Source organism: Streptococcus sp. Marseille-Q3604, assembly GCF_916619785.1.
Lineage (GTDB): Bacteria > Bacillota > Bacilli > Lactobacillales > Streptococcaceae > Streptococcus.
This window is the reverse complement of sequence record NZ_CAKAKM010000001.1, coordinates 621,081-640,574: the sequence shown is the minus strand read 5'-3', so window position 1 is coordinate 640,574 and position 19,494 is coordinate 621,081. Positions and strand designations below refer to the sequence as shown.

24 protein-coding genes are annotated in these 19,494 nt (G+C 38.7%); 23 read left to right on the top strand and 1 reads right to left on the bottom strand.

What is annotated here, in order from left to right; all coding sequences use genetic code 11:
• The first annotated feature begins 65 nt into the window (after positions 1-65).
• From LG375_RS02905 to LG375_RS02815, 19 genes are all read left to right on the top strand, one after another.
• The gene (locus tag LG375_RS02905) at positions 66-1,286 is read left to right on the top strand and encodes a hypothetical protein (RefSeq protein WP_225745243.1); all 1,221 of its coding nucleotides are present in this window, start codon (positions 66-68) and stop codon (positions 1,284-1,286) included.
• A 93-nt stretch (positions 1,287-1,379) separates the two neighbouring features.
• Positions 1,380-2,222 (top strand): aldo/keto reductase, encoded by an 843-nt coding sequence (locus tag LG375_RS02900; protein ID WP_048675304.1) that lies wholly within the window; start codon positions 1,380-1,382, stop codon positions 2,220-2,222.
• Between the two features lie 131 nt (positions 2,223-2,353).
• Positions 2,354-2,569, top strand: coding sequence for a type II toxin-antitoxin system RelB family antitoxin (gene relB, locus LG375_RS02895; protein ID WP_048675307.1), 216 nt, complete (start codon positions 2,354-2,356; stop codon positions 2,567-2,569).
• Positions 2,559-2,813 carry a type II toxin-antitoxin system RelE family toxin gene (locus LG375_RS02890; protein ID WP_048675310.1) on the top strand — a complete coding sequence of 85 codons (255 nt, stop codon included), beginning with the start codon at positions 2,559-2,561 and terminating at the stop codon, positions 2,811-2,813. Before relB ends, LG375_RS02890 begins: the two co-directional genes overlap by 11 nt.
• Before the next feature lie 144 nt (positions 2,814-2,957).
• Positions 2,958-3,644, top strand: a complete 687-nt coding sequence (locus LG375_RS02885; protein ID WP_118189271.1) for a YoaK family protein — start codon at positions 2,958-2,960, stop codon at positions 3,642-3,644.
• A 90-nt stretch (positions 3,645-3,734) separates the two neighbouring features.
• On the top strand, positions 3,735-4,367 hold the full coding sequence (locus tag LG375_RS02880; RefSeq protein ID WP_118189270.1) for a nitroreductase family protein: 633 nt from the start codon (positions 3,735-3,737) through the stop codon (positions 4,365-4,367).
• A 195-nt stretch (positions 4,368-4,562) separates the two neighbouring features.
• On the top strand, positions 4,563-5,855 hold the full coding sequence (locus LG375_RS02875; protein ID WP_175057200.1) for a PTS transporter subunit EIIC: 1,293 nt from the start codon (positions 4,563-4,565) through the stop codon (positions 5,853-5,855).
• A complete protein-coding gene (locus LG375_RS02870) occupies positions 5,842-6,705 on the top strand; it encodes an alpha/beta hydrolase (RefSeq protein WP_175057199.1) in 864 nt (287 codons plus the stop codon). The genes LG375_RS02875 and LG375_RS02870 overlap by 14 nt, the downstream gene beginning before the upstream one ends.
• Positions 6,706-6,889: 184 nt before the next feature.
• Complete coding sequence (locus tag LG375_RS02865) at positions 6,890-7,339, top strand: Rrf2 family transcriptional regulator (protein ID WP_048675322.1); 450 nt, start codon at positions 6,890-6,892, stop codon at positions 7,337-7,339.
• A gap of 134 nt (positions 7,340-7,473) precedes the next feature.
• Positions 7,474-8,334 carry a VOC family protein gene (locus LG375_RS02860; RefSeq protein ID WP_048675325.1) on the top strand — a complete coding sequence of 287 codons (861 nt, stop codon included), beginning with the start codon at positions 7,474-7,476 and terminating at the stop codon, positions 8,332-8,334.
• Positions 8,335-8,460: 126 nt separating this feature from the next.
• Positions 8,461-9,063, top strand: a complete 603-nt coding sequence (locus tag LG375_RS02855; protein ID WP_048675328.1) for a nitroreductase family protein — start codon at positions 8,461-8,463, stop codon at positions 9,061-9,063.
• 489 nt (positions 9,064-9,552) lie between these two features.
• Positions 9,553-9,867, top strand: a complete 315-nt coding sequence (locus LG375_RS02850) for a hypothetical protein (RefSeq protein ID WP_002885280.1) — start codon at positions 9,553-9,555, stop codon at positions 9,865-9,867.
• Between the two features lie 5 nt (positions 9,868-9,872).
• Positions 9,873-10,082: a helix-turn-helix transcriptional regulator gene (locus LG375_RS02845; protein WP_002885361.1), complete on the top strand. Its 210-nt coding sequence runs from the start codon at positions 9,873-9,875 to the stop codon at positions 10,080-10,082.
• Positions 10,079-10,882 carry a DUF3169 family protein gene (locus LG375_RS02840; RefSeq protein ID WP_002885273.1) on the top strand — a complete coding sequence of 268 codons (804 nt, stop codon included), beginning with the start codon at positions 10,079-10,081 and terminating at the stop codon, positions 10,880-10,882. The genes LG375_RS02845 and LG375_RS02840 overlap by 4 nt, the downstream gene beginning before the upstream one ends.
• Before the next feature lie 266 nt (positions 10,883-11,148).
• Positions 11,149-12,072: an aldo/keto reductase gene (locus LG375_RS02835; RefSeq protein WP_225745242.1), complete on the top strand. Its 924-nt coding sequence runs from the start codon at positions 11,149-11,151 to the stop codon at positions 12,070-12,072.
• A 148-nt stretch (positions 12,073-12,220) separates the two neighbouring features.
• Positions 12,221-12,796, top strand: coding sequence for a TetR/AcrR family transcriptional regulator (locus LG375_RS02830; protein ID WP_225745241.1), 576 nt, complete (start codon positions 12,221-12,223; stop codon positions 12,794-12,796).
• Entirely contained in the window at positions 12,793-13,473 is a 681-nt protein-coding gene (locus LG375_RS02825; protein WP_225745240.1) for an ABC transporter ATP-binding protein, read from the top strand. The genes LG375_RS02830 and LG375_RS02825 overlap by 4 nt, the downstream gene beginning before the upstream one ends.
• Positions 13,474-13,476: 3 nt before the next feature.
• Positions 13,477-14,622, top strand: a complete 1,146-nt coding sequence (locus LG375_RS02820) for an FtsX-like permease family protein (protein ID WP_175061870.1) — start codon at positions 13,477-13,479, stop codon at positions 14,620-14,622.
• A gap of 295 nt (positions 14,623-14,917) precedes the next feature.
• The gene (locus LG375_RS02815) at positions 14,918-15,178 is read left to right on the top strand and encodes a SemiSWEET family transporter (RefSeq protein WP_002885327.1); all 261 of its coding nucleotides are present in this window, start codon (positions 14,918-14,920) and stop codon (positions 15,176-15,178) included.
• 107 nt (positions 15,179-15,285) lie between these two features.
• On the opposite strand, the gene LG375_RS02810 is transcribed toward LG375_RS02815, so the two are convergent.
• Complete coding sequence (locus tag LG375_RS02810) at positions 15,286-15,768, bottom strand: glutathione peroxidase (RefSeq protein WP_049546145.1); 483 nt, start codon at positions 15,766-15,768, stop codon at positions 15,286-15,288.
• 381 nt (positions 15,769-16,149) lie between these two features.
• Here LG375_RS02810 and LG375_RS02805 point away from each other — a divergent pair, with 381 nt between their 5' ends.
• The 4 genes from LG375_RS02805 to LG375_RS02790 all read left to right on the top strand — a co-directional run bounded on the left by LG375_RS02805 (position 16,150) and on the right by LG375_RS02790 (position 19,485).
• On the top strand, positions 16,150-17,148 hold the full coding sequence (locus LG375_RS02805) for a uroporphyrinogen decarboxylase family protein (protein WP_049546144.1): 999 nt from the start codon (positions 16,150-16,152) through the stop codon (positions 17,146-17,148).
• A gap of 18 nt (positions 17,149-17,166) precedes the next feature.
• Entirely contained in the window at positions 17,167-18,033 is an 867-nt protein-coding gene (locus tag LG375_RS02800) for a transporter substrate-binding domain-containing protein (RefSeq protein ID WP_070438128.1), read from the top strand.
• A gap of 69 nt (positions 18,034-18,102) precedes the next feature.
• Positions 18,103-18,795 (top strand): amino acid ABC transporter permease, encoded by a 693-nt coding sequence (locus tag LG375_RS02795; RefSeq protein WP_070438131.1) that lies wholly within the window; start codon positions 18,103-18,105, stop codon positions 18,793-18,795.
• A 3-nt stretch (positions 18,796-18,798) separates the two neighbouring features.
• Positions 18,799-19,485 carry an amino acid ABC transporter permease gene (locus tag LG375_RS02790; RefSeq protein ID WP_004182287.1) on the top strand — a complete coding sequence of 229 codons (687 nt, stop codon included), beginning with the start codon at positions 18,799-18,801 and terminating at the stop codon, positions 19,483-19,485.
• Positions 19,486-19,494: the final 9 nt, after the last annotated feature.

Here is a 19,494-nt window from a genome sequence, read left to right as displayed (position 1 = left end):
GCGACTATTTTTGTCAATAAAAATTTAAGAGGTTGTTGATTTCACTTAGAATATAGTAATGTTCTATGAAAACGTATACAATAGTAGATAGAGAAATAAACATAGATTGGAGAAGATTGATGACATCATCTTTTGAAGACTTCACAAAAAAAGCAGAAGCATTCTTAGAAGAACATATTACAGAGTATCTCAGTGTGGACATGGCTCTTGAAGATTTTGCAAGACAATACAACCAAGGGCTTTTTGATGAGATCACTTCCCCTGATTCAAAGCAGGAGAGAGCTTGGAAACTCATTGAAGAGGCTTATCATTATCACGAGGAAGATCCTTCGAGAAGTCAGGAATTTTTGACAGAAGCTTTAAAACTAGATCCTGAAAATCTTGATGCTAAGCAGATGCTCTTAACTTTTCAAAGTCCACTTGAACATCTAAAAGGCCTAATTGCTTTAGAAAAAGAGCAAAGGTCCAAGTGGGATCAAGGTCCAAAAATGGGCTGGGCTAATCTTGACGAGCGTCCTTATTTGTCTTTGAAGTATAATCTTGCTAAATTTTATTTAAGCAACAGTATGAAGCGGTTTGCTATTAAGGAATTTGAAGAGATTCTAGAGATAGATGTTCAGGATCACATGGGAGTCCGTTACGAATTGATGGCTACCTATTGTAATCTGGAGGACTATGATAAGGCTAAAAACTTTTTCGAATGTGAGCAAATGGAATATCACGAAGAAGATTTGATGATAGTACCAATGATGACGGTCTCTCTAATGACGGGACATATTGAGGATGCGGATTTCTATTTTGATTTTCTCTATGCAAAAAATCCAGAGTTCGAAAATTATTTAAAAATGATTGAACAAGGTGATGACGAGCGTCTAGTTGCCGAAACGCTTAAAGTCAACCCTATCTTATTTGAAGCCAATAGTATGAAAAGTCTTTTGATGGTTTTTAATCAAGTCGTTGATCTGTCCCAGTCAGAATATTATTTTACTTGGTTAATCGAAAAATATCGTGTAAAACGTCCACAAAGACATGTTGCGAAAAAGAAAAATCCAGAATTGCACAAACTAATTAGAGAATTGGAAAAAAGTATAGAACAAAGCAAAGCCCTCCAAGGTCTTTCAATAAGTGTGGAGCGTATACTTCGTCAACATGGCTTAATAGATTTTAAAGATTTTAAAAAGAAAACGGAAGAGGAAGTAGCAGCGATTAGAGGAGTTGGAAAGGTGAGCATGAAAATCCTTAAAGAAAATGGTGTTGTCTATAAAAAGAAGCGGAAAAAGAAGTAAGGAACTATTCATCAAACAAGCCGTAGCAAATCTTTGCAATTTTATCTTATATTCTTTAAGATAATTCTGTTACAACTTGAAAAGGAGAACAGGATGGAAACATATACACTTTCAAATGGCGTTACGATTCCTAAAATCGGTTTTGGGACTTGGCAGATTCCAGAAGGGGAAGAAGCTTATAACAGCGTTAGTTTCGCACTAAAGGCGGGTTACACACATATTGATACAGCGCAAATCTACGGTAACGAGGTTTCTGTAGGTAAGGCGATTGCTGATAGCGATGTGGCGCGTGAGGATATTTTCCTAACAACAAAACTTTGGAATGACAAGCACGATTACGAATTGGCTAAAGCCTCTATCGACGAGTCACTTGAAAGATTAGGTGTGGATTATTTGGATCTTTTGCTCATCCACTGGCCAAATCCTAAAGCTCTTCGTGAGAATGATGCTTGGAAGGCTGGCAACGCAGGCGCTTGGAAGGCAATGGAAGAAGCCTACAAAGATGGTAAGGTTCGTGCTATTGGGGTGTCTAACTTTATGCAACATCACCTCGAAGCTCTCCTTGAAACGGCTGAAATTGTGCCACATGTCAACCAAATTCTCTTGGCTCCAGGTTGTGCCCAAGAAGACTTGGTTGCCTATTGTCAAGAACGTGACATTCTTCTTGAAGCCTACAGTCCACTAGGTACTGGTAGCATTTTTGGAAATGAAGAGGTTGAAGTAGTGGCTGAACGTAACGGAAAATCTGTTGCTCAAGTTGCCCTACGTTGGAGCCTTCAAAAAGGTTTCTTGCCACTACCTAAGTCAGTGACACCAAAAAATATCGAAGCCAACTTGGATATCTTTGACTTTGATTTGTCGGAGGAAGATATGGCAGTCTTGGATAAGATTCAAGGCATCAAGACTCAGGATAATCCTGACACCGTTAATTTTTAATAGAATAGAAGCAACTCGTGAGGGTTGTTTTTTTATTGTTTTACGAATAAGAGTATGAACCTATTATCAAAATTGACAAGAAGGAGGAGAGGTAATACAATGGTGTTACAAAAGAGAACGAGGTTAAGGATATGACAACAATTACATTGAAGGTTTCAGAAGCAGATAAGAAGTTCATGCAGGCAATTGCGAAATTTGAAGGCGTATCTTTGTCAGAATTAATTCGTACCAAGACTTTAGACGCCATTGAGGATGAATACGATGCTAGAGTAGCCGATTTGGCATTAGAAGAATATGAAGACTATCTTGAAAACGGTGGGGAGGTGCTAAATTGGGATGACCTATAAGATGGTACCAACCCCTAAATTTGCCAAAAGTTTTAAAAAGTTGGATCCTTTTGGCAGAAAACAAATTAAGGCTTATCTCAATCGTGTCACAGATAATCCAAGAGCTAAGGGTAAGGCCTTGGTTGCCAATCGAACTGGACAATGGCGCTATCGTATTGGTGCCTATCGTGTTATTGTCAATATTCAGGATAATGAACTCATCATACTTGCCCTCGAAGTCGGTCATAGACGTGATATCTATTAGCATCAAGACTCAGGATGACCCTGACACAGTTAATTTTTAATAGGATAGAAGCAACTCGTGAGGGTTGTTTTTTTATACTGTATATGCTCGAATTTGCTATAATAAGGCTATCCTATCAATCACTATTAGAAGGGAAGTTATGCTATGGAATCTCGGAACCTTCTTCCTCAAAATACACGTCTGATGGCAAATTTGCTAAGTTTCTCAGGAGGGGCTTTGGATGTCTTTTGTCATATGTACTACCATAGTTTGGTTGCTACACAGACTGGGAATATCCTTTGGTTGGTCGCTGACTGGCGAAACAGTAGTATGTACAATAACTTGTTGCGTTGCTTTTCGATTTTATTCTTTTCTTTAGGTTTTCTTTTTGGCATGTGGTTTAAAGACAAACGTAAGAATGCCTATTGGCGAGTTTATGGTCTGCTTCCACTTTGTGTGATGACAGCCATCCTGCCTTTCCTACCTTCAAATGCCTTGATTGAGCTCCCAATTATCGCTTTTTCTGCAGGTATCATGATGAAGACTTTTACTGGCAGTCAGATTGAGAATCATCCTTTCGTAATTTTTATGACCTCAGGAAATTATCGAAGGATGTTAACGGCCCTCTATTATGCCATTCAGGGAAGCGGTGATCAGAAAGAATATCGTCGTCAGGCTGTCAATTATAGCTTTGTCGTAGGGAGCTTTGTCGTCGGTGCTATTGTCGCAGCCGTTCTGATGCATTATATCCACATTTGGTCAATCTGGATAATCACACTCAGTCTCATTACTATCATGGTTTACTATTCCTCTGAAGTGAAACGCTTAGGACTCAAGGAGACTAATCTTTAGTCGTCTGTAGCAAATATTTTTGATAACAATTGTCTTGTGTTATAATTTTGATTATATTATTTTCATTTAATCATAAAAAGGAGACATAAGATGCCTGTAGTAAGCAATGATTTTTCAGATATTGTATATAACCGTCGTTCCATTCGTAACTTTGATCCATCTGTTAAGATTCCGCGAGAAGAACTGTTGGAAATCTTGGATAAAACTGTTACAGCACCATCATCAGTCAACATGCAACCTTGGCGTTTTGTGGTCGTTGAAAGCGCGGAAGGTAAAGAAAAATTGAAACCTTTTGTTAGCTACAATGGTGTGCAAAATGAAACATCATCAGCCATGGTCCTTATTTTTGCCGATTTGAAGAGCCAAGAAAGAGCTGAAGATATCTACGGTAAGGCTGTTGCTCAAGGAAAAATGCCTGAAGAGGTCAAAGAAAAACAACTGTCAAGTATTGTACCAATGTATGAAAACGCTCCTCGAGAAATGATGAATGAAATTGTCCATATCGATGCCAGCCTTGCTGCTATGCAGTTGATGTTAGTTGCACGTTCTTACGGCTATGATACCAACGCCATCGGTGGCTATAAAAAAGACGGCCTTGCCAAAGCATTTGGCCTTGATGAAGACCGTCATGTACCAGTTTTGCTCATTGCTCTTGGGAAAGCCAATGAAGAAGGCTTTGAGTCTGTTCGTTTGGACGCCTCTGATGTGACAACTTTTGCTTAATGATAATAAAAAAGGCCATGAGTCTCGGAATTGGAGACTTATGGTTTTTTCTTGTATTAAGAGATAGCTAAGTGTTTTTAGTAAGATTGGGAATTTGCTTTAACCCACGATTAAGGTAAGGCCCCTCTCTTTGTGCTATAATGAAAGAAAAAATTGAATGTAAAGTTTATTTTTGCCTTTTACTAGGAGTCTTTTATGATAAACTATTTGGTTCAGAGGTTTCTCTGGTTTCGTGAGCGAGGCTTTGTCCAAATTACGCAGAAAACCTTGGTTTCGCTCTTTCCGTTTTTCCTATTTTCAGGAATTATTCGGGTGATTTCGTTATCCGTCTTTTCAGAGCTTGGTTATATTAACCAGTTGTTTTCAGTTTCTGATTGGCTGCCAGCTTTTAAGATAACTGGTCAGGTGCTCAACAATCTTTCCAGTTTTCTTGGTGGTTTAGCAGGTCCCTTGTCAACCTACTTTGCAGGAAAATACACGGCTGGTCACTACGGTAGAAGTACTGGAACGGCTGGTGTGACATCCCTTTTGGTCAGTTTGACAATAGGATCGCAAGAGTTGTTAATGTCTCCAATAAATGATGGCGATTTGACACGTATCAATTTACCAGCTTCGATTAATATTATGCTGGCTATCTTCGTGGGTTATCTGGTTGGCCAGATTTTTCGCTTTTCAAGAGCTAGTGATGATCAGATTGTGGATAAGGACTATATTTATCAACCTAAGACAGTTCGTCCCATCTTTTTATCCCTAATTCTGGCTGTTGGTCTTAATATCCTTTTGTTTATTGGAGAGCAACGGAATGTTTTTCAGACTATAAGCCAGTTTGTATCGAGAGTCACCGTAACTCATAATCATCTATTCTCAACCTTTATGATGGGACTTTTGAGTACTTTTTCTGCTTGGGTTGGAAATAGTCAGGCTTTTGCTCACAATGCTATTACTGAGGATAGTTTTGCCTTGGAGAATCTGACCTATGCCGTCTCCCACCATACGACGACTGGGCTTCCCCACCTTTATACGCTAACAAACCTTTATCATAGTTACGGCTTGGTGGCTGGTATTGGATCAGGTCTGGCTCTCTTGGTGGCTCTACTTTTGAAATCAACCAGCTTTAAGGATAAGAAGGTTAGTCTTCTTAGTGTTTTTCCTAGTCTCTTTAATAATGGGGCCCCCTTGATGGTAGGGATACCAGTCTTACTAAATCTGGTTTATCTGATTCCTTTTCTTCTAGCACCTATGGTCAATATGGGAATAGCAGCGGTGGCTTTGGCTATTCGCCTCATGCCTGCGGCGGTTTACCCTGTACCAGATGGTACGCCGAGCCTTCTTTACGCCTTTATTGGAACTGGTGGTAGCCTGCGGGCACTTGCTGTTAGCCTGCTCTGTTTTGCGGTTGATGTTGCTATCTTTATTCCATTTGTGCGTCTGTCTAATAAAGTACAACACGGTCTAAAAGAGGAAGGAGAGAGCATTGAAACTAAATAAAAAAACGAAGTTGGTCTTTATCCTTGTCGCTGTCTTTCTCATTGGTTTGGCAGTTCCGTCTTATAGTTGGACCAGGAAAAATGTCAAGGAAATAGAGACTTTCTATAATTCAAAATTGTCTCCCATTATCATGATTCCAGGGAGCTCCGCTACGGGAAATAGATTCGACGGCCTAGTACGTAAACTCAATCAAGACCGTCGTGGTGTCAAGCATAGCCTTCTCAAAGTCAAGGTTTGGAACAATGGTCGTATCACATTTGAGGGCAAAATCAAGGCTAAGGACAACGAACCAGTCATTGTTATCGGTTTTGAAAATAACAAAGACGGTTATAGTAATATCAAGAAACAGGCTAAGATGATGAATCAGGCCTTTGAAGCCTTGCAGAATAAATACAATTTCAATAATTTTAAAGGTCTGGCTCATTCCAATGGTGGTCTGATTTATACAGCCTTTATTGAAAATTATCTGAGTGACTATGATGTTAGGATTAACTCACTCATGACTATCGGGACGCCCTATAATTTCACTGAAACCAATATCAAAAATAAATCAGTCATGCTTGCGGATTTCATAGCTGGTAAGAAGAATATTCCGTCCACCCTACATGTCTATTCGGTAGCAGGGACTATCACTTATGATTCGGACGAGTTGGTGCCTGATGCCAGTGTGTCCGCTGGAAAATATATCTATCAGAACCAAGCAAAGAGCTATACTGAAATTACGGTTACAGGTGAAGATGCTCAGCACTCGGACTTGCCAACCAATGATGAAGTTGTGGATCTGGTCAAACAGCATATTGAGGGGCAGGGTGTCCGTAAGAAACAAAAGACTAAGCTAGAACCTCAGTAACTGAGAATAATATCATTTATCAGTTCTAGTTGTTTATCATCAAACACAATCAGATAGAGTCTGTCATGGCTCTATCTTTTTTAGTGATAAGATTGACTCTTCAAGTTGTTGTAACTCCTTGTTTTACAACTTTCTTTTTGTTATAATCAAGTAAAATAGCAAAGAAGAATGAGAGGTCCCAAATATGCAAATTCCAAGTCGCTTTACCATTGCCGTTCATATTTTGACTCTTATAGCACAAAATAAGGGAAATGAAACTAAGTTAACCAGTGACTTTATGGCTAGTAGTGTGGGAGTTAACCCTGTTATTATCCGCAAAACCTTGTCGCAACTAAGGAAAGCAGACTTAATTTCAGTTCAAAGGGGAACAGGTGGAGCTAGCTTGCTCAAGGACCCAGAAGAAATCAACCTTCTTCAGGTTTATCGTGCTGTGGATAGCATCGGCCCAAGTGGTCAACTCTTTAGTTTCCATGACAATCCTAACCCAGCCTGTCCAGTAGGACGAAATATTCATGGAATCTTGGACCAAAGCCTAGAAGACGTTCAAATGGCAATGGAAAAAGAGCTTGAAAAGAAAACACTGGCTGGTATTTTAAAGGATGCCAAGGCAAACTGGAAAGAAGCCGGAGCTTGATTTTTAGTCAGCAAATAGAGGAAATCGAAAGTTATTCGGTTTCTTTTTTATTACTGAGTTGTAATAATTGACATTACAATCGAACTAAGTATAATATTGTCATATAAAAGATTACAACATAGGAGAAAAATCATATGACATACGATTACAATAGTAAGATTTATTTAGCAGAGGCAGTGCTAAATGTTAAGGATTTGGCTGGTCAGACAGCCTTTTATACACAGATTATAGGTCTTGAAGTCCTCTCCCAAACGGAAAAAGAGGTTATCTTGGGATCTGGAAACAAGCCTTTGGTCCACTTGATTCAAACTAATCGTGAAGAAGCGGTCAAGTCCAGTTACGGTCTTTACCATATGGCGATTTTGTTGCCGTCTCGCGAGGATCTGGCTGATGTTTTCAAACATATTGCTGAGCTGGACTATCCTTTTGTTGGTGCAGCTGACCATGGTTATAGTGAAGCTCTTTATTTGGAAGACCTTGAGGGCAATGGTATTGAGCTCTATCGAGATAAGCCAGTCGCTGAGTGGGATATTCGTGAGGACGGTCGCATTGTTGGGGTAACAGAAGAACTCTCAGCCCAAGAAATTTACGAGATGGGACGCAAGGTTGAACCTTTTGTCATTGCTGAGGAAACCCGAATGGGACATATTCATTTATCAGTCAAGGATAGTCAGTTAGCTTCAGCTTTCTATCAGGAGGTTTTGGGGCTGGCAGATAAGTTTACCATTCCAAGTGCTAGTTGGATTGCTTCAGGTGATTACCATCATCACTTGGCGGTCAACGAATGGGGTGGAAAAAACTTAGCCAAACGTGAAGAAGATATGCCTGGTCTTGCTTATTACATCGTTGAAGTAGAAGACAAGGGAGATTTGATTGCTATTGCAGAGCGTGCTAATAATCGTGGAGCCGAGGTCAAATGGTTATCTTCTAATGCCTTAACATTCGAGGATAATGATGGTATTTTGACACGGGTAAGAAAAAATATCAATAATTAGTGATTTTTTTGAGTTGTAACTATTGACATTACATTTGAAATCTATATAATAGTATTTGTAATCAAAGATGTTACAAAAAAACATTTAGCAATTTTAACAATTATCACAAAGAAAGAGGAAATAACGATGACAAACTTTACAGATTTACAAACAAAACGCCGTTCTATCTATGCATTGGGAAAAGATGTGGAACTTTCAAATCAAGAATTGATTGATACTATCCAAGGAGCTGTTCTTAACACACCAACAGCTTTCAACTCACAAACATCACGTGTGGTGATTTTGTTGGATAAAGAATCAGATGCCTTCTGGAATGAGATTGCTTATTCAGAGCTTGAAAAAGTAACACCGGCAGAAGCCTTCGAGGGAACAAAAGAACGTTTGAAAGGTTTTGCCCAAGCTAAGGGAACAATCCTCTTCTATGAAGATCAAGATGTGGTGAAAGGCCTTCAAGAGCAATTCCCACTTTATGCAGAGAACTTCCCAATTTGGTCAGAACAAGGTCATGGAATCGCTCTTTATGCGACATGGTTGGCTTTGGCTGAGAAAAATATCGGCATGAACGTGCAACACTATAACCCACTTGTTGATGCCCAATTGGCTGAAAAATATGATATCCCAGCGAACTGGAAGCTCCGTTCCCAAGCACCATTTGGTCAAATCGTAGCACCAGCTGGAGATAAGGACATCCAAACAGAAGGCCGTTTCAAAGTTTTTGGCGACAAATAATCACCTTAACTTAGTCAGTTGGTTATGTATTGACTGAACAAAATCATAATGATAAGACAAATGACTAGCAGGATTGAAGAATCTTGCTTTTTTTCTATTTCAAAACTAGTAATGCCCAAGAAAATGTATAGCTTGAATTTTGAAACTATCCTTAGGTGATAGCAAATGTCAGCGATCTTCTCCGAAGTTTCATGAGTAAAGTTTGAGCCCTCGATTTTTAATTTTTAGGCTCAGGTTAAGACAGTTCTCCAAACTTCTGAGTATTTGAAATTATTTGGTTATGGGTGCTTTCTTAACGGTATCTTGCACATCAATTTCTCCAAGTCGTTTATCGAAGGAGAGATAGTCTAAAAGGTTTGAAAAGATGAGCTACTTATATCTTATTTTCAATAATTTTGACAATATTCTTTTTATTTTTGACAAAGATGCTTGTCAAAAATAAAAAGAAGCGTTACAATAGTTTTAGACGAAGAAAGGAGAGAAATTACGATGGAATTTATTTGGCTATCTTTTATTCCACTTCTGTTTCTGATTTATACGAGCTCAGAGAAGAAGATAAAAAGATTGAACAAACGTATCAAAGGGTTGGAAAAACAATTGAAAGGAAATCAAGAAATGTCTAGACTTTTAGAAGAATTGAAAGGGCAAACGGTCAGTATTAGACTAAATGGTTTTGGAAGTAATTGGGAAATTGTTGATTGTGATGAAGATTGGGTTAAATTAAGCCGTGAGGGCATTAAACAACATAGGGTGACAAAATTAGTTCGTATTGAAGATGTTGAATTAATTCAGCAATTGAGGTAGTCATCATGAGATTAAAAAATCGTCTGAAAGAGTTGAGAGCGCGTGATGGGCTCAACCAATCTGAGCTAGCCAAGCTAGCAGGGGTCTCACGCCAGTCCATCAGTCTCTTGGAGCGAGGGGAATATACCCCCTCAGTTATCATTGCTATTACCATCGCTCAAGTTTTCAAAGAGCCTGTGGAAAATGTTTTTAGTCTTGTAGAGGAAGAGGAATGATTATGAAAAAGCAACCACAAAAAAGATCCCCACGTTACCGTTTTTGGAGAAAAGTAGGTTTGATGACTGCTGCTGGCTTGATTGGAGGAGGTCTTGGAGTTTTGACAGGGATGTTCGGATCAGAAAAGCCAATTGAAATTCAATCTTTCTTTAGTAAAGAAGTACTCTATTTGGGATCTGTAGTTTTATTCCTGATTGTGTTTATGATTACGATGGGCTTACTGATGTGGGGAAGAAAAGTCCATCAAAAGATGCTTCAAATAGAAGATGAAGATGAGGCATATCACTATGACGTTCAAAAGAAAAAACTTTATGGTTTAGCAACCATTGTTAAAGGAATCTTGATCTTACCATACTTTTTAGTCGTCATATTTTATAGTCAATTGATGTCTATGGATAGACCTGGAACAGGAAACTTGTCTTTTATCTTTGGAACTTTTACCATGCTCTATCTTCTTCTTGTCTTGTTTGTTCTATTTATCCTAGTGGATTTCTTCTATCGTAAGACCTTTCATCTGATTTATGGAAAACCAATTCCTCGCAATGCCAATGCCAAGGAAGTGCGTGAATTTATGATGAGTATGATGGATGAAGCAGAAAAGCAGATTAGCTACGAAGAAAATTTCGAAGTGGTGGTCAAGTTAAGCAATTATATCTTACCTATCATGCTAATTGGAATTTTAATCATTGGGATTGCCTTCCAGACGGATATCCTCTTGGCTTTGAGTGTTGTATCCATCATCTATATTTATATACTTATTTCACAATACAAGATTACCAAACGTTATTATAAAGAGTAGAAGAGTCATCAATGTTAAAAATTTGGAAAAAGCTTTTGGAAGTGATAGAGAGCTCTTCTTATTGAAAATCTTATCTTTCATTTCCTTATATAGAATCAATGGGTGTGTTATCAGTCTTTAATCTTAGGTATTATGGGAGATTATCAAACTTTCCCTTAGCAATCGTTTATTATCTAAGCCCTCAGTTGATGCTGAGGGCCTTTTAATTCTCAATTGATTTTTGAAACCCTTTTCACTACAATAGAGATACAGAAAAGGAGGCAGAGATGAAGTATATTGATTTTGCTGAAAATGAGCGTTTGTCAACGATTATCCTTGGGATGATGCGTATTAGCGAATTGAGTGAAGACGAGGTCGAGGCCTTGGTGGAGGCAGCCTTGTCGATTGGAATTAACACATTTGATCTGGCGGATATTTATGGAAATGGACAATGTGAGCAGCTCCTTGGTAAGGTCCTCAAACGTCGCCCAGATCTTCGTGATCAGATGTGGATTCAGTCTAAGTGTGGGATTCGCAAAGATGGCTTTACCTATTTTGATTTTTCTAAGGACTATATTTTGGACTCCGTTGATGGCATCCTCGAGCGTTTGCAGATTGAACGCTTAGATAGTCTTCTCCTTCACCGACCGGATGCCCTCATGGAGCCTGAAGAAGTGGCAGAAGCCTTTAATCACTTGGAGCAAGCTGGCAAGGTCCGTCATTTTGGGGTATCCAATCAAAATCCTATGATGATGGAATTGCTCAAAACGACAGTCAAACAACCTCTCAAAGTCAACCAGTTGCAGTTGAGTGCAGCCTTTACGCCGAGCTTTGATGCTGGTTTTCACGTCAATATGGAAGGGCCAAAAGCAGCCGTGCGAGATGGCAGTGTCTTTGAGTATTGTCGCTTAAACGATACGGTGATTCAAGCCTGGTCTGTCCTCCAGCATGGCTATTTCAAGGGGAATTTTGTTGGCAATGAAGAGTTTGCAGCCCTCAATCATGTCCTTAATGACTTGGCGAAAAAATACCAAGTCACTCCGACAGCCATCGCCCTTGCTTGGGTCCTTCGCTATCCAGGTAAGATGCAGGCGGTCATCGGAACAACCAAGCCACAGCATGTCCTTGAAGCAGGGAAAGCAGCAGAAGTTACCCTAACTCGCAAGGAATGGTACCAAATCTACCTAGCTGCAGGAAATGATTTGCCTTAGAATCTTGTTATCAAACCAGATTACACTCTTATCGGTAGTCTGGTTTTTTGTTTTGTGGTCTTCAGTTTTTTCTTGACAAGCCTTTCCTTTTTATGATATCTTTTAGGCAACATGTGTTGCGCAACGAACGTTGCGTGAAAGGAGTCTTATGCCACCCAAGGTTAAATTTAGTAAAGAGGCTATCATTGGGACAGCTTTACAATTGGTACGCGAACAGGGCATGGCTAGTTTGACGGCTAGAGCATTAGCGGAGAAACTGGGAGCTACACCAAGAGTCATTTTTGGGCAATTTGCTAATATGGCTGAGTTACAAGCAGAGGTTATTGGTGCTGCGGAGATGGTCGTGGTGGAGTATATTCGCAAGGCCTTAGAAGATGAGAAACCTTTCCGATCTGTCGGGGTTGCTTATATCCTTTTCGCCTCAAAAGAACCCCAACTCTTTCAGTTGCTTTTCCAAAATCCTAGCAAAGATCCGATTCGTCGCTTTCAAGATTTTCTTCCCATGAAGGATCATAGTTACCAATTGGTTCTGGATTCGATTGTCGCAGACTATCCTTTGACTCTAGAGGAGGCTAGTCGCTTGTACCAGCATCTATTTATCTACTCGCACGGGATGGCCTCTATGGTTGCTTCTGGTATTTATCAGTTCGGCATGGAAGAAGTGATTGGATTACTGACAGAGGTTTGTCAATCTCTCATCAAAGAAATGGTAGGAAAGAAATGATTCAACTAGAAAATGTGCACAAAAGTTACGGCCAAACCAAGGTTTTAAAAGGGATTGATTTGCAGATTCAAGACCAGGATGATGTGGTTATCCTCGGCCCTTCTGGATCGGGGAAATCAACTCTCTTAAATGTGCTGTCAGGCTTAGAAAAGGTAGACGAGGGGCATATCCTTATTCAAGGACAAGATTTATCACAACTCACGGATGCTCAATTGACAGCCTTTAGACGGGAGAAGATTGCCTTTATTTTCCAGCAATATTATCTATTGCCTAATCTAACGGTTAGACAAAATGTAAAGATGGGAGCTGACCTGGCAAACAATCATGATTTTTTGCAGATCATCGAGGATTTGGGGCTTGGCGATAAGCTGGACAAATATCCGAGTGAATTGTCGGGTGGGGAACAGCAGAGAGTCTCCATTGCCCGAGCCTTGGCCAAAAAGCCAGAGATTCTTTTCTTAGATGAGCCGACGGGAGCCCTGGATGAAGAAACAGGGCGAAAAATTCTCGACTATATTTGGAAATTAAAGGAGAAGCTTGGCTTTACCCTCATCATGGTGACGCACAACCAAAATATAGCGGATATGGCTAGAACCATCATTCGTGTCAATAGTGGCAAGATTACCGAAGTTGTGACCAATGATCAGCCTCAGACTGCCTTTGAGATTGGATGGTAAGTCATGTTTTCAGTAAAAGATATTCGAAAATTAGTTGTCGTTAGTATCATTGGGGCTTGTGCGGTCTTTGTGGCCAATCTCTTCTTGAATTTTTACCTGGATATCGAGCAGTTGGAGATTTCTAAAACCAATCCCATGATGCAGACCTACTATGATGCCCAGGTCTCGCTTTCCTGGATGGTGGCCATGGTCAGTGGGGTTGTCTTGTCCTTGACGTCGGTCCTTCTCATGTGTTTTTATATCAAACAATTTGTTGATGACCACAGGGAACAATTAGGAATTTTAAAGGCTTTGGGCTACAGCAATGGCCAGTTGGCGAAACGATTTTGGGCCTTTGGACTCAGTTTTGGAGCTGGAGCGCTTCTTGGCTATTTCACTTCATTTCTCATGATGGGACATTTTTACGACTTCCGTAATGAGAAGGGGATTTTGCCAGAAATTACCATTCATTTTCATTGGCAGCTCTTGCTTGCTTTGGTAATCCTGCCAACGAGCTTCTTTATGGTTCTTGCGATTGGCTATGCTAGAAGACAACTACAAACGCCGGCTCTTCGCTTATTGAAAAAGTCCCCAAGTCCGATCAAGGTCCAAAGGAGAAAGAAGGCTTCCAAGAAAGACAAATCTTTCTTAAAAGAGCTGTCTTCGTCACTGATTTGGGGGAGAAAATCTATCTTGTTCTTTGTGGTCTTTGGATCCATGTGTTTCGCGGCTATGGTTCAATTGTCCTTTGGCCTCAGGGATTACACAGATGACATCATCCAAACCATGATGATTATGATTGGCTTGATCCTTTCTTTCTCGATTCTCTTTTTGTCATTGGGGATTGTCGTCTCAGAAAGTCGTGAAACCTTGGCCTTGATGAAGGCTTTTGGCTACACCAATCGTGAATGCCAAAGTCATATTCTCGCTCCCTATCGTTTTTGGGCTTATCTAGGATTTGTTCTTGGGACGGTTTACCAATATGGCATCATGGAAATTTTGATCGGTGTGATCAAAGATACGGTTCCTGAAAAGATTGAGCATCACTTTGATGGGAATGTGTGCTTCTGGACCTTGCTTGGTTTTGCTGTGGTTTACGAAAGCCTCTTTTATCTATCCAACAGAAAACTCCAAAAACAAACCATTAAAGAAGTGCTTCTAGCAGAATAATTTATGACAGTAATCCTTAATATCAGTGCTTTTTGATGAGAAAAAATAGTAGATTCATTGACTTTAGACCTCTTCACGAGGTCTTTTTCTACTATGAAAACGCTACATAAGAGACTAAATGCACTATCACAATCTTGTGATAGTTTACATCTTCTTAACATTGTCCCGAAATTCTTGCATTCTCTATTGTTAAAGCGTATGATAGACACTGTTTTAATTTTAGTGCTTTAAAACATGTCTTGAAATATTTCTAGATGTACAAGGCAAAAAGAATTTTATGAAAGAGGAGTCTCGAATGTCAGATAAACAAATGAAAACCCTTGGTTGGGTGGCAACCTTCATGTCAGTTATGATGTATGTATCATACGTACCACAAATCATGGACAATTTGTCTGGTCATAAAGGAAACTTTATCCAACCATTGGTAGCTGCAGTCAACTGTAGCCTTTGGGTTTACTATGGTCTCTTTAAAAAAGAACGTGACCTTCCCCTTGCTGCGGCCAATGCACCAGGTATTATCTTTGGTTTAATTACAGCATTGACAGCTTTGTTCTAAAATAAAGCAAAATTTCTTTCTATACTATTTTTCTTAACGCAGAAAACGAGAGCAAAACTAGCGACAGTCAAAGATTGTCGTTCTAGTTTCACTCTCGTTTTTTGTTTTTAGTTACTAAGAAGAGCCTTGATAGCATCTTCCATTTTTAGTGGATCAGTTTTGGAAGAAAAGCGTTCGACGACTTGACCTTCACGGTTAATCAAAAATTTAGCAAAGTTCCATTCAATTCTAGCCCCAAGCGGTCCAGATTTTTCTTGTTTTAGCCAATCAAAAAGTGGTTCTGCTTCCTTACCATTGACCTTGATTTTGGCAAACCGAGGGAAGGTTGTATGGTAATTGAGGGTGCAGAAGGTATTGATTTCTTCAGCACTACCAGGTGCCTGCCCCATAAACTGATTACAAGGAAAATCAAGAATATCGAATCCTTGTTCTTTGTATTTATCATAGAGTTCCTGCAAGCCCTGATACTGTGGCGTCAAACCACAACCTGTTGCTGTATTGACGATTAAGACGACCTTGCCCTTATAATCATTTAGGGATACGGGCTGGTCAGCTTGATCTGAAACTGTAAAATCGTATAAGGTTGTCATAGGAAACCTCCTTTGGTTTAGTTGAGACTATTATATCAAAGTTAGTCAGAGAAGGGTTATTCGGGAAGAATAGAGACTAAATTAAGTTGGTGATAGTAATTCTTTATCTTTGATTTAGGTTTACTTATTACTAATTGTGATGATACTAAATGGAGATATATTGCTCTAGAGTATATAACACAAGGTTTAAAGGGGATTTGAATGTTACACTCATAAATTAAATTTATAACCCAGGATAAAATTTCTTTATTTTTCGGATGTGATAATCTCTGATAAGATAATGTCATTCAGTTTTGAAGCAGCTAGTGATAATAGGAGTTGAAAGTATTTTAGGTATGTTCATTAGCTGTTGATATTAGGATAAGAGAAAAGGAGATTCTTATGTCAGAAAAAAGAGAGTTAGTTTTGAAAGCATTTCGTGGAGAAAGTGTTGATCGTGTCCCGGTGGGATTTTGGCATCATTTTACTACTGAAGCAGAGTGGTTACATGGTTTTGAAAATCCAGAAATTATTGATAAAAATAAGGCTGGTCATAAAAAATTTATAGAAGAAGTCAAACCTGATTTTGTTAAATTGATGAGTGATGGTTTCTTTGCATATCCACAGCCTGCTTTTAAAGACTTTAAGTCAATCAGTGATTTGCAAACAATTGAACCTTTAGGTGCAAATCATCCTTGGATTTCTGCTCAAGTTGAACTTGTAAAAAGTTTGATTGCTGATTTTCCCGAAGATATTGTTGCAATTTACAATATCTTCGCTCCGGTTACTTATTTTAAATGGTTAGTTGGAAAGGTTTCGGGTGGTGATGATGCCATAGCAGATTACATTGAGGAAAACCGTGAAGCTTTGAAGCATGTTTTAGATGTTATTGGAGAAGACATTGCAAGTCTTAGTCAGAGAGTGATTAAAGAAGCTGGTGCTGATGGTATTTACCTAAGTGTTCAAAGTATTCAAGATAATCGTGTTAGCGCTGAGATTTATAAGGAAATCATTGCTCCAAGTGAATTAAAGGTTTTAGATGCAGCCAATGAGGCCAAGGGTCACAATATCCTACATATTTGTGGTTACGAAGGGGCCCGCAATAACATCGAACTCTTTAAAGATTATCCTGCTCAGGTAGTTAATTGGGCGGTTGGTCCTGAGGGAATTAGTTTGGCAAAAGGCCGTAACATTTTTGGAGGTCGTACAGTTCTTGGTGGGTTTGAAAATGGAAAAGATGGTCTTCTATATACTGGAACTAAAAAAGCTATTCAAGAAAAGGTTAGGGAGATTATTACTGATACTGGAACTCATGGGTTAATCATTGGTGCTGATTGCACGATTCCAAGTGATATTAACCATGAGCGTATTGAATGGGTACGTGAAGCAGCAATTTTGTAAGAAAAAGGAGAGATTAATATGAGTAAAAAGACATGGATTATTGGTGGAGCTGTTGTTGTAGCACTTATTGGGGCTACAGTTATTGGACGTAGCTTAACAGGAGATAAAAAAGCAAAATCAGACTCTGGAAAGGTAACAACATTAAAGGTTGCTCATACTCAAAACTATGTTCCTTATGATTTCGTTGATAAGGATGGTAATTCTGATGGCTATGAGGTAGCTGTATTAAAGGAAATTGATAAAAAGCTTCCACAGTACAAATTTGAATATACTGGAACAAGTGATGATGACCTTTTGATTGGTTTAGAGTCAGGTAAATATGACATTGGTACTAAGGGCGCGTGGTACACAGATGAACGTGCTAAAAAGTTTATTATTCCGAAAGATCCAATTGGAGCAAGTATTATTGGATTTACCATTCGTAAGGATGATAAAGATAAATATAAAAATATCTCTGATTTTGCAAAACAAAATGGTCGATTGGTGCCAATTTCACCACAAAATGCTCAGTGGAATGTTATCAAAGACTACAACGATGAGCATAAAAATCAACCAATCGAGTTGACATCTGCGGAATCTTTCCAAGTTTCAGATGCCTATGCATGGGTTTTGGAAAATCGTTATGATGCTTACTTTGATATTAAATTATCTTTTGAAAAGGCTGTAACTGATAAAGATGGTGCGTATCATCAATATGCGGATAAATTGACTTGGTTCCCTTATAAAGGAATTCCAACATATCCACTTTTGCATCGTGATAGTAAGAATGAAGAGTTTTCAAAAGAATATACTAAGGCAATTAAGGAACTAAAAGAAGACGGTACACTTGAAAAGTTATCTAAAAAATACTTTGGTGAGGATGTCTTCTCATACGTAGACAAATAAGTAAATTGTAACGTCGTAAAAGTAGGATGTTTTGATAAGCTTCTGAAGTGAGTTTAGTTAGGAGAAATTATGGTCAATTATGACATTTCAAAAGTTTTTGGAGCATTACCTGAAATCATAAAGGGCTTACCGATGACATTATTGGTTATCTTATTAACGACTTTACTTGGGTCGTTATTAGGAGGATTAATTGCTTGGGCAAGCCTTTCTAAGGATAAAGCTTTAGAGAATTTAGCTAAGGGATATGTTTTTATCTTACGCTGTACCCCACCTATTGTGCTATTATTCTTGGTATTTTACGGAGTTCCAGAATTTCTTAATTGGTGGTTAGGATTAGATATAAATGATTGGTCTAAATTGATATTTGTTCTTGTGACTATGGTTCTCCTATTTTCAGCAATGATATCAGAAGTGTTTAAAGCGGCTTATCAAGCAATTCCTAAAGGACAATTAGAAGCCGGGCTTAGTATTGGGCTTACTTCTGAACAAACCTTTGTAAGAATTATTGCCCCTCAAGCATTTAAGGTTGCTTTACCAAATATTACAACAGCTATACTTAACCTTATGCGTGATGCAGCTTTGGCTTATACGATTGGTTTTATTGATGTCATGGGCAAAGGGAACCTTTTGATTAGTCGCCATTTAGGAAATTATTCTTTGGAGATTTATACAGCTGTTGCCTTTGTTTATTGGGGAATAGCATTAATTCTATCGTTGATTTCTAGGATAGCAGAGCAACAATTGAGTGTAAAAGAGAGGTAAAAAATGAATATTACTTTTATTATAGATACCTTTATCAAGGCTTTATATGGTGTTCCGGTAACACTGGGAATCATGGTTGTGGCTATTCTATTGAGTTTTCTACCTGCTTTATTTCTCGCTTTGGGTCAAATTTATAAGGTACGAGGTGTTAAGACTTTTTCAATTGTGTATCTTGCGTTTATTCGTGCAACACCTCCAATTCTTTTAATTTTATTCTTTTATAGTTTGTTCCCTAGTTTGTTAAATCAGTTTTTTAAAGGTATTGGGAGTCACATAGATGTCTTCAAAGTTAATCCGCTTTACTATGCTTTTATTATCTATAGCTTGATGACGACAGGAAGCTTGTCGGAAATCATTCGATCAGCATTACTAACTGTTGATAAAGGTCAACTAGAAGCTGCTCAAGCCATAGGTTTAACAACAAGACAAGCCTATCTGAGAATCGTTTTTCCACAGGCACTTAAGGCTGCGCTTCCAAATTTGTGTAACTTAGTTATCAATATTGTAAAAGGAACGTCACTTGTCTTTGTTATGACGATAAAAGATATTACCGCAATTGCACGAGTCGAAGCAGCATATGGATATCAATATTTTGAATCTTATTTTGTCATCTTCATTTTATATTTAATCATTTGTGGTATCATTCAAGTTCTCTTTAACTTTGGAGAAAGAAAATTGCAATTTACATAGAGGGAGTCA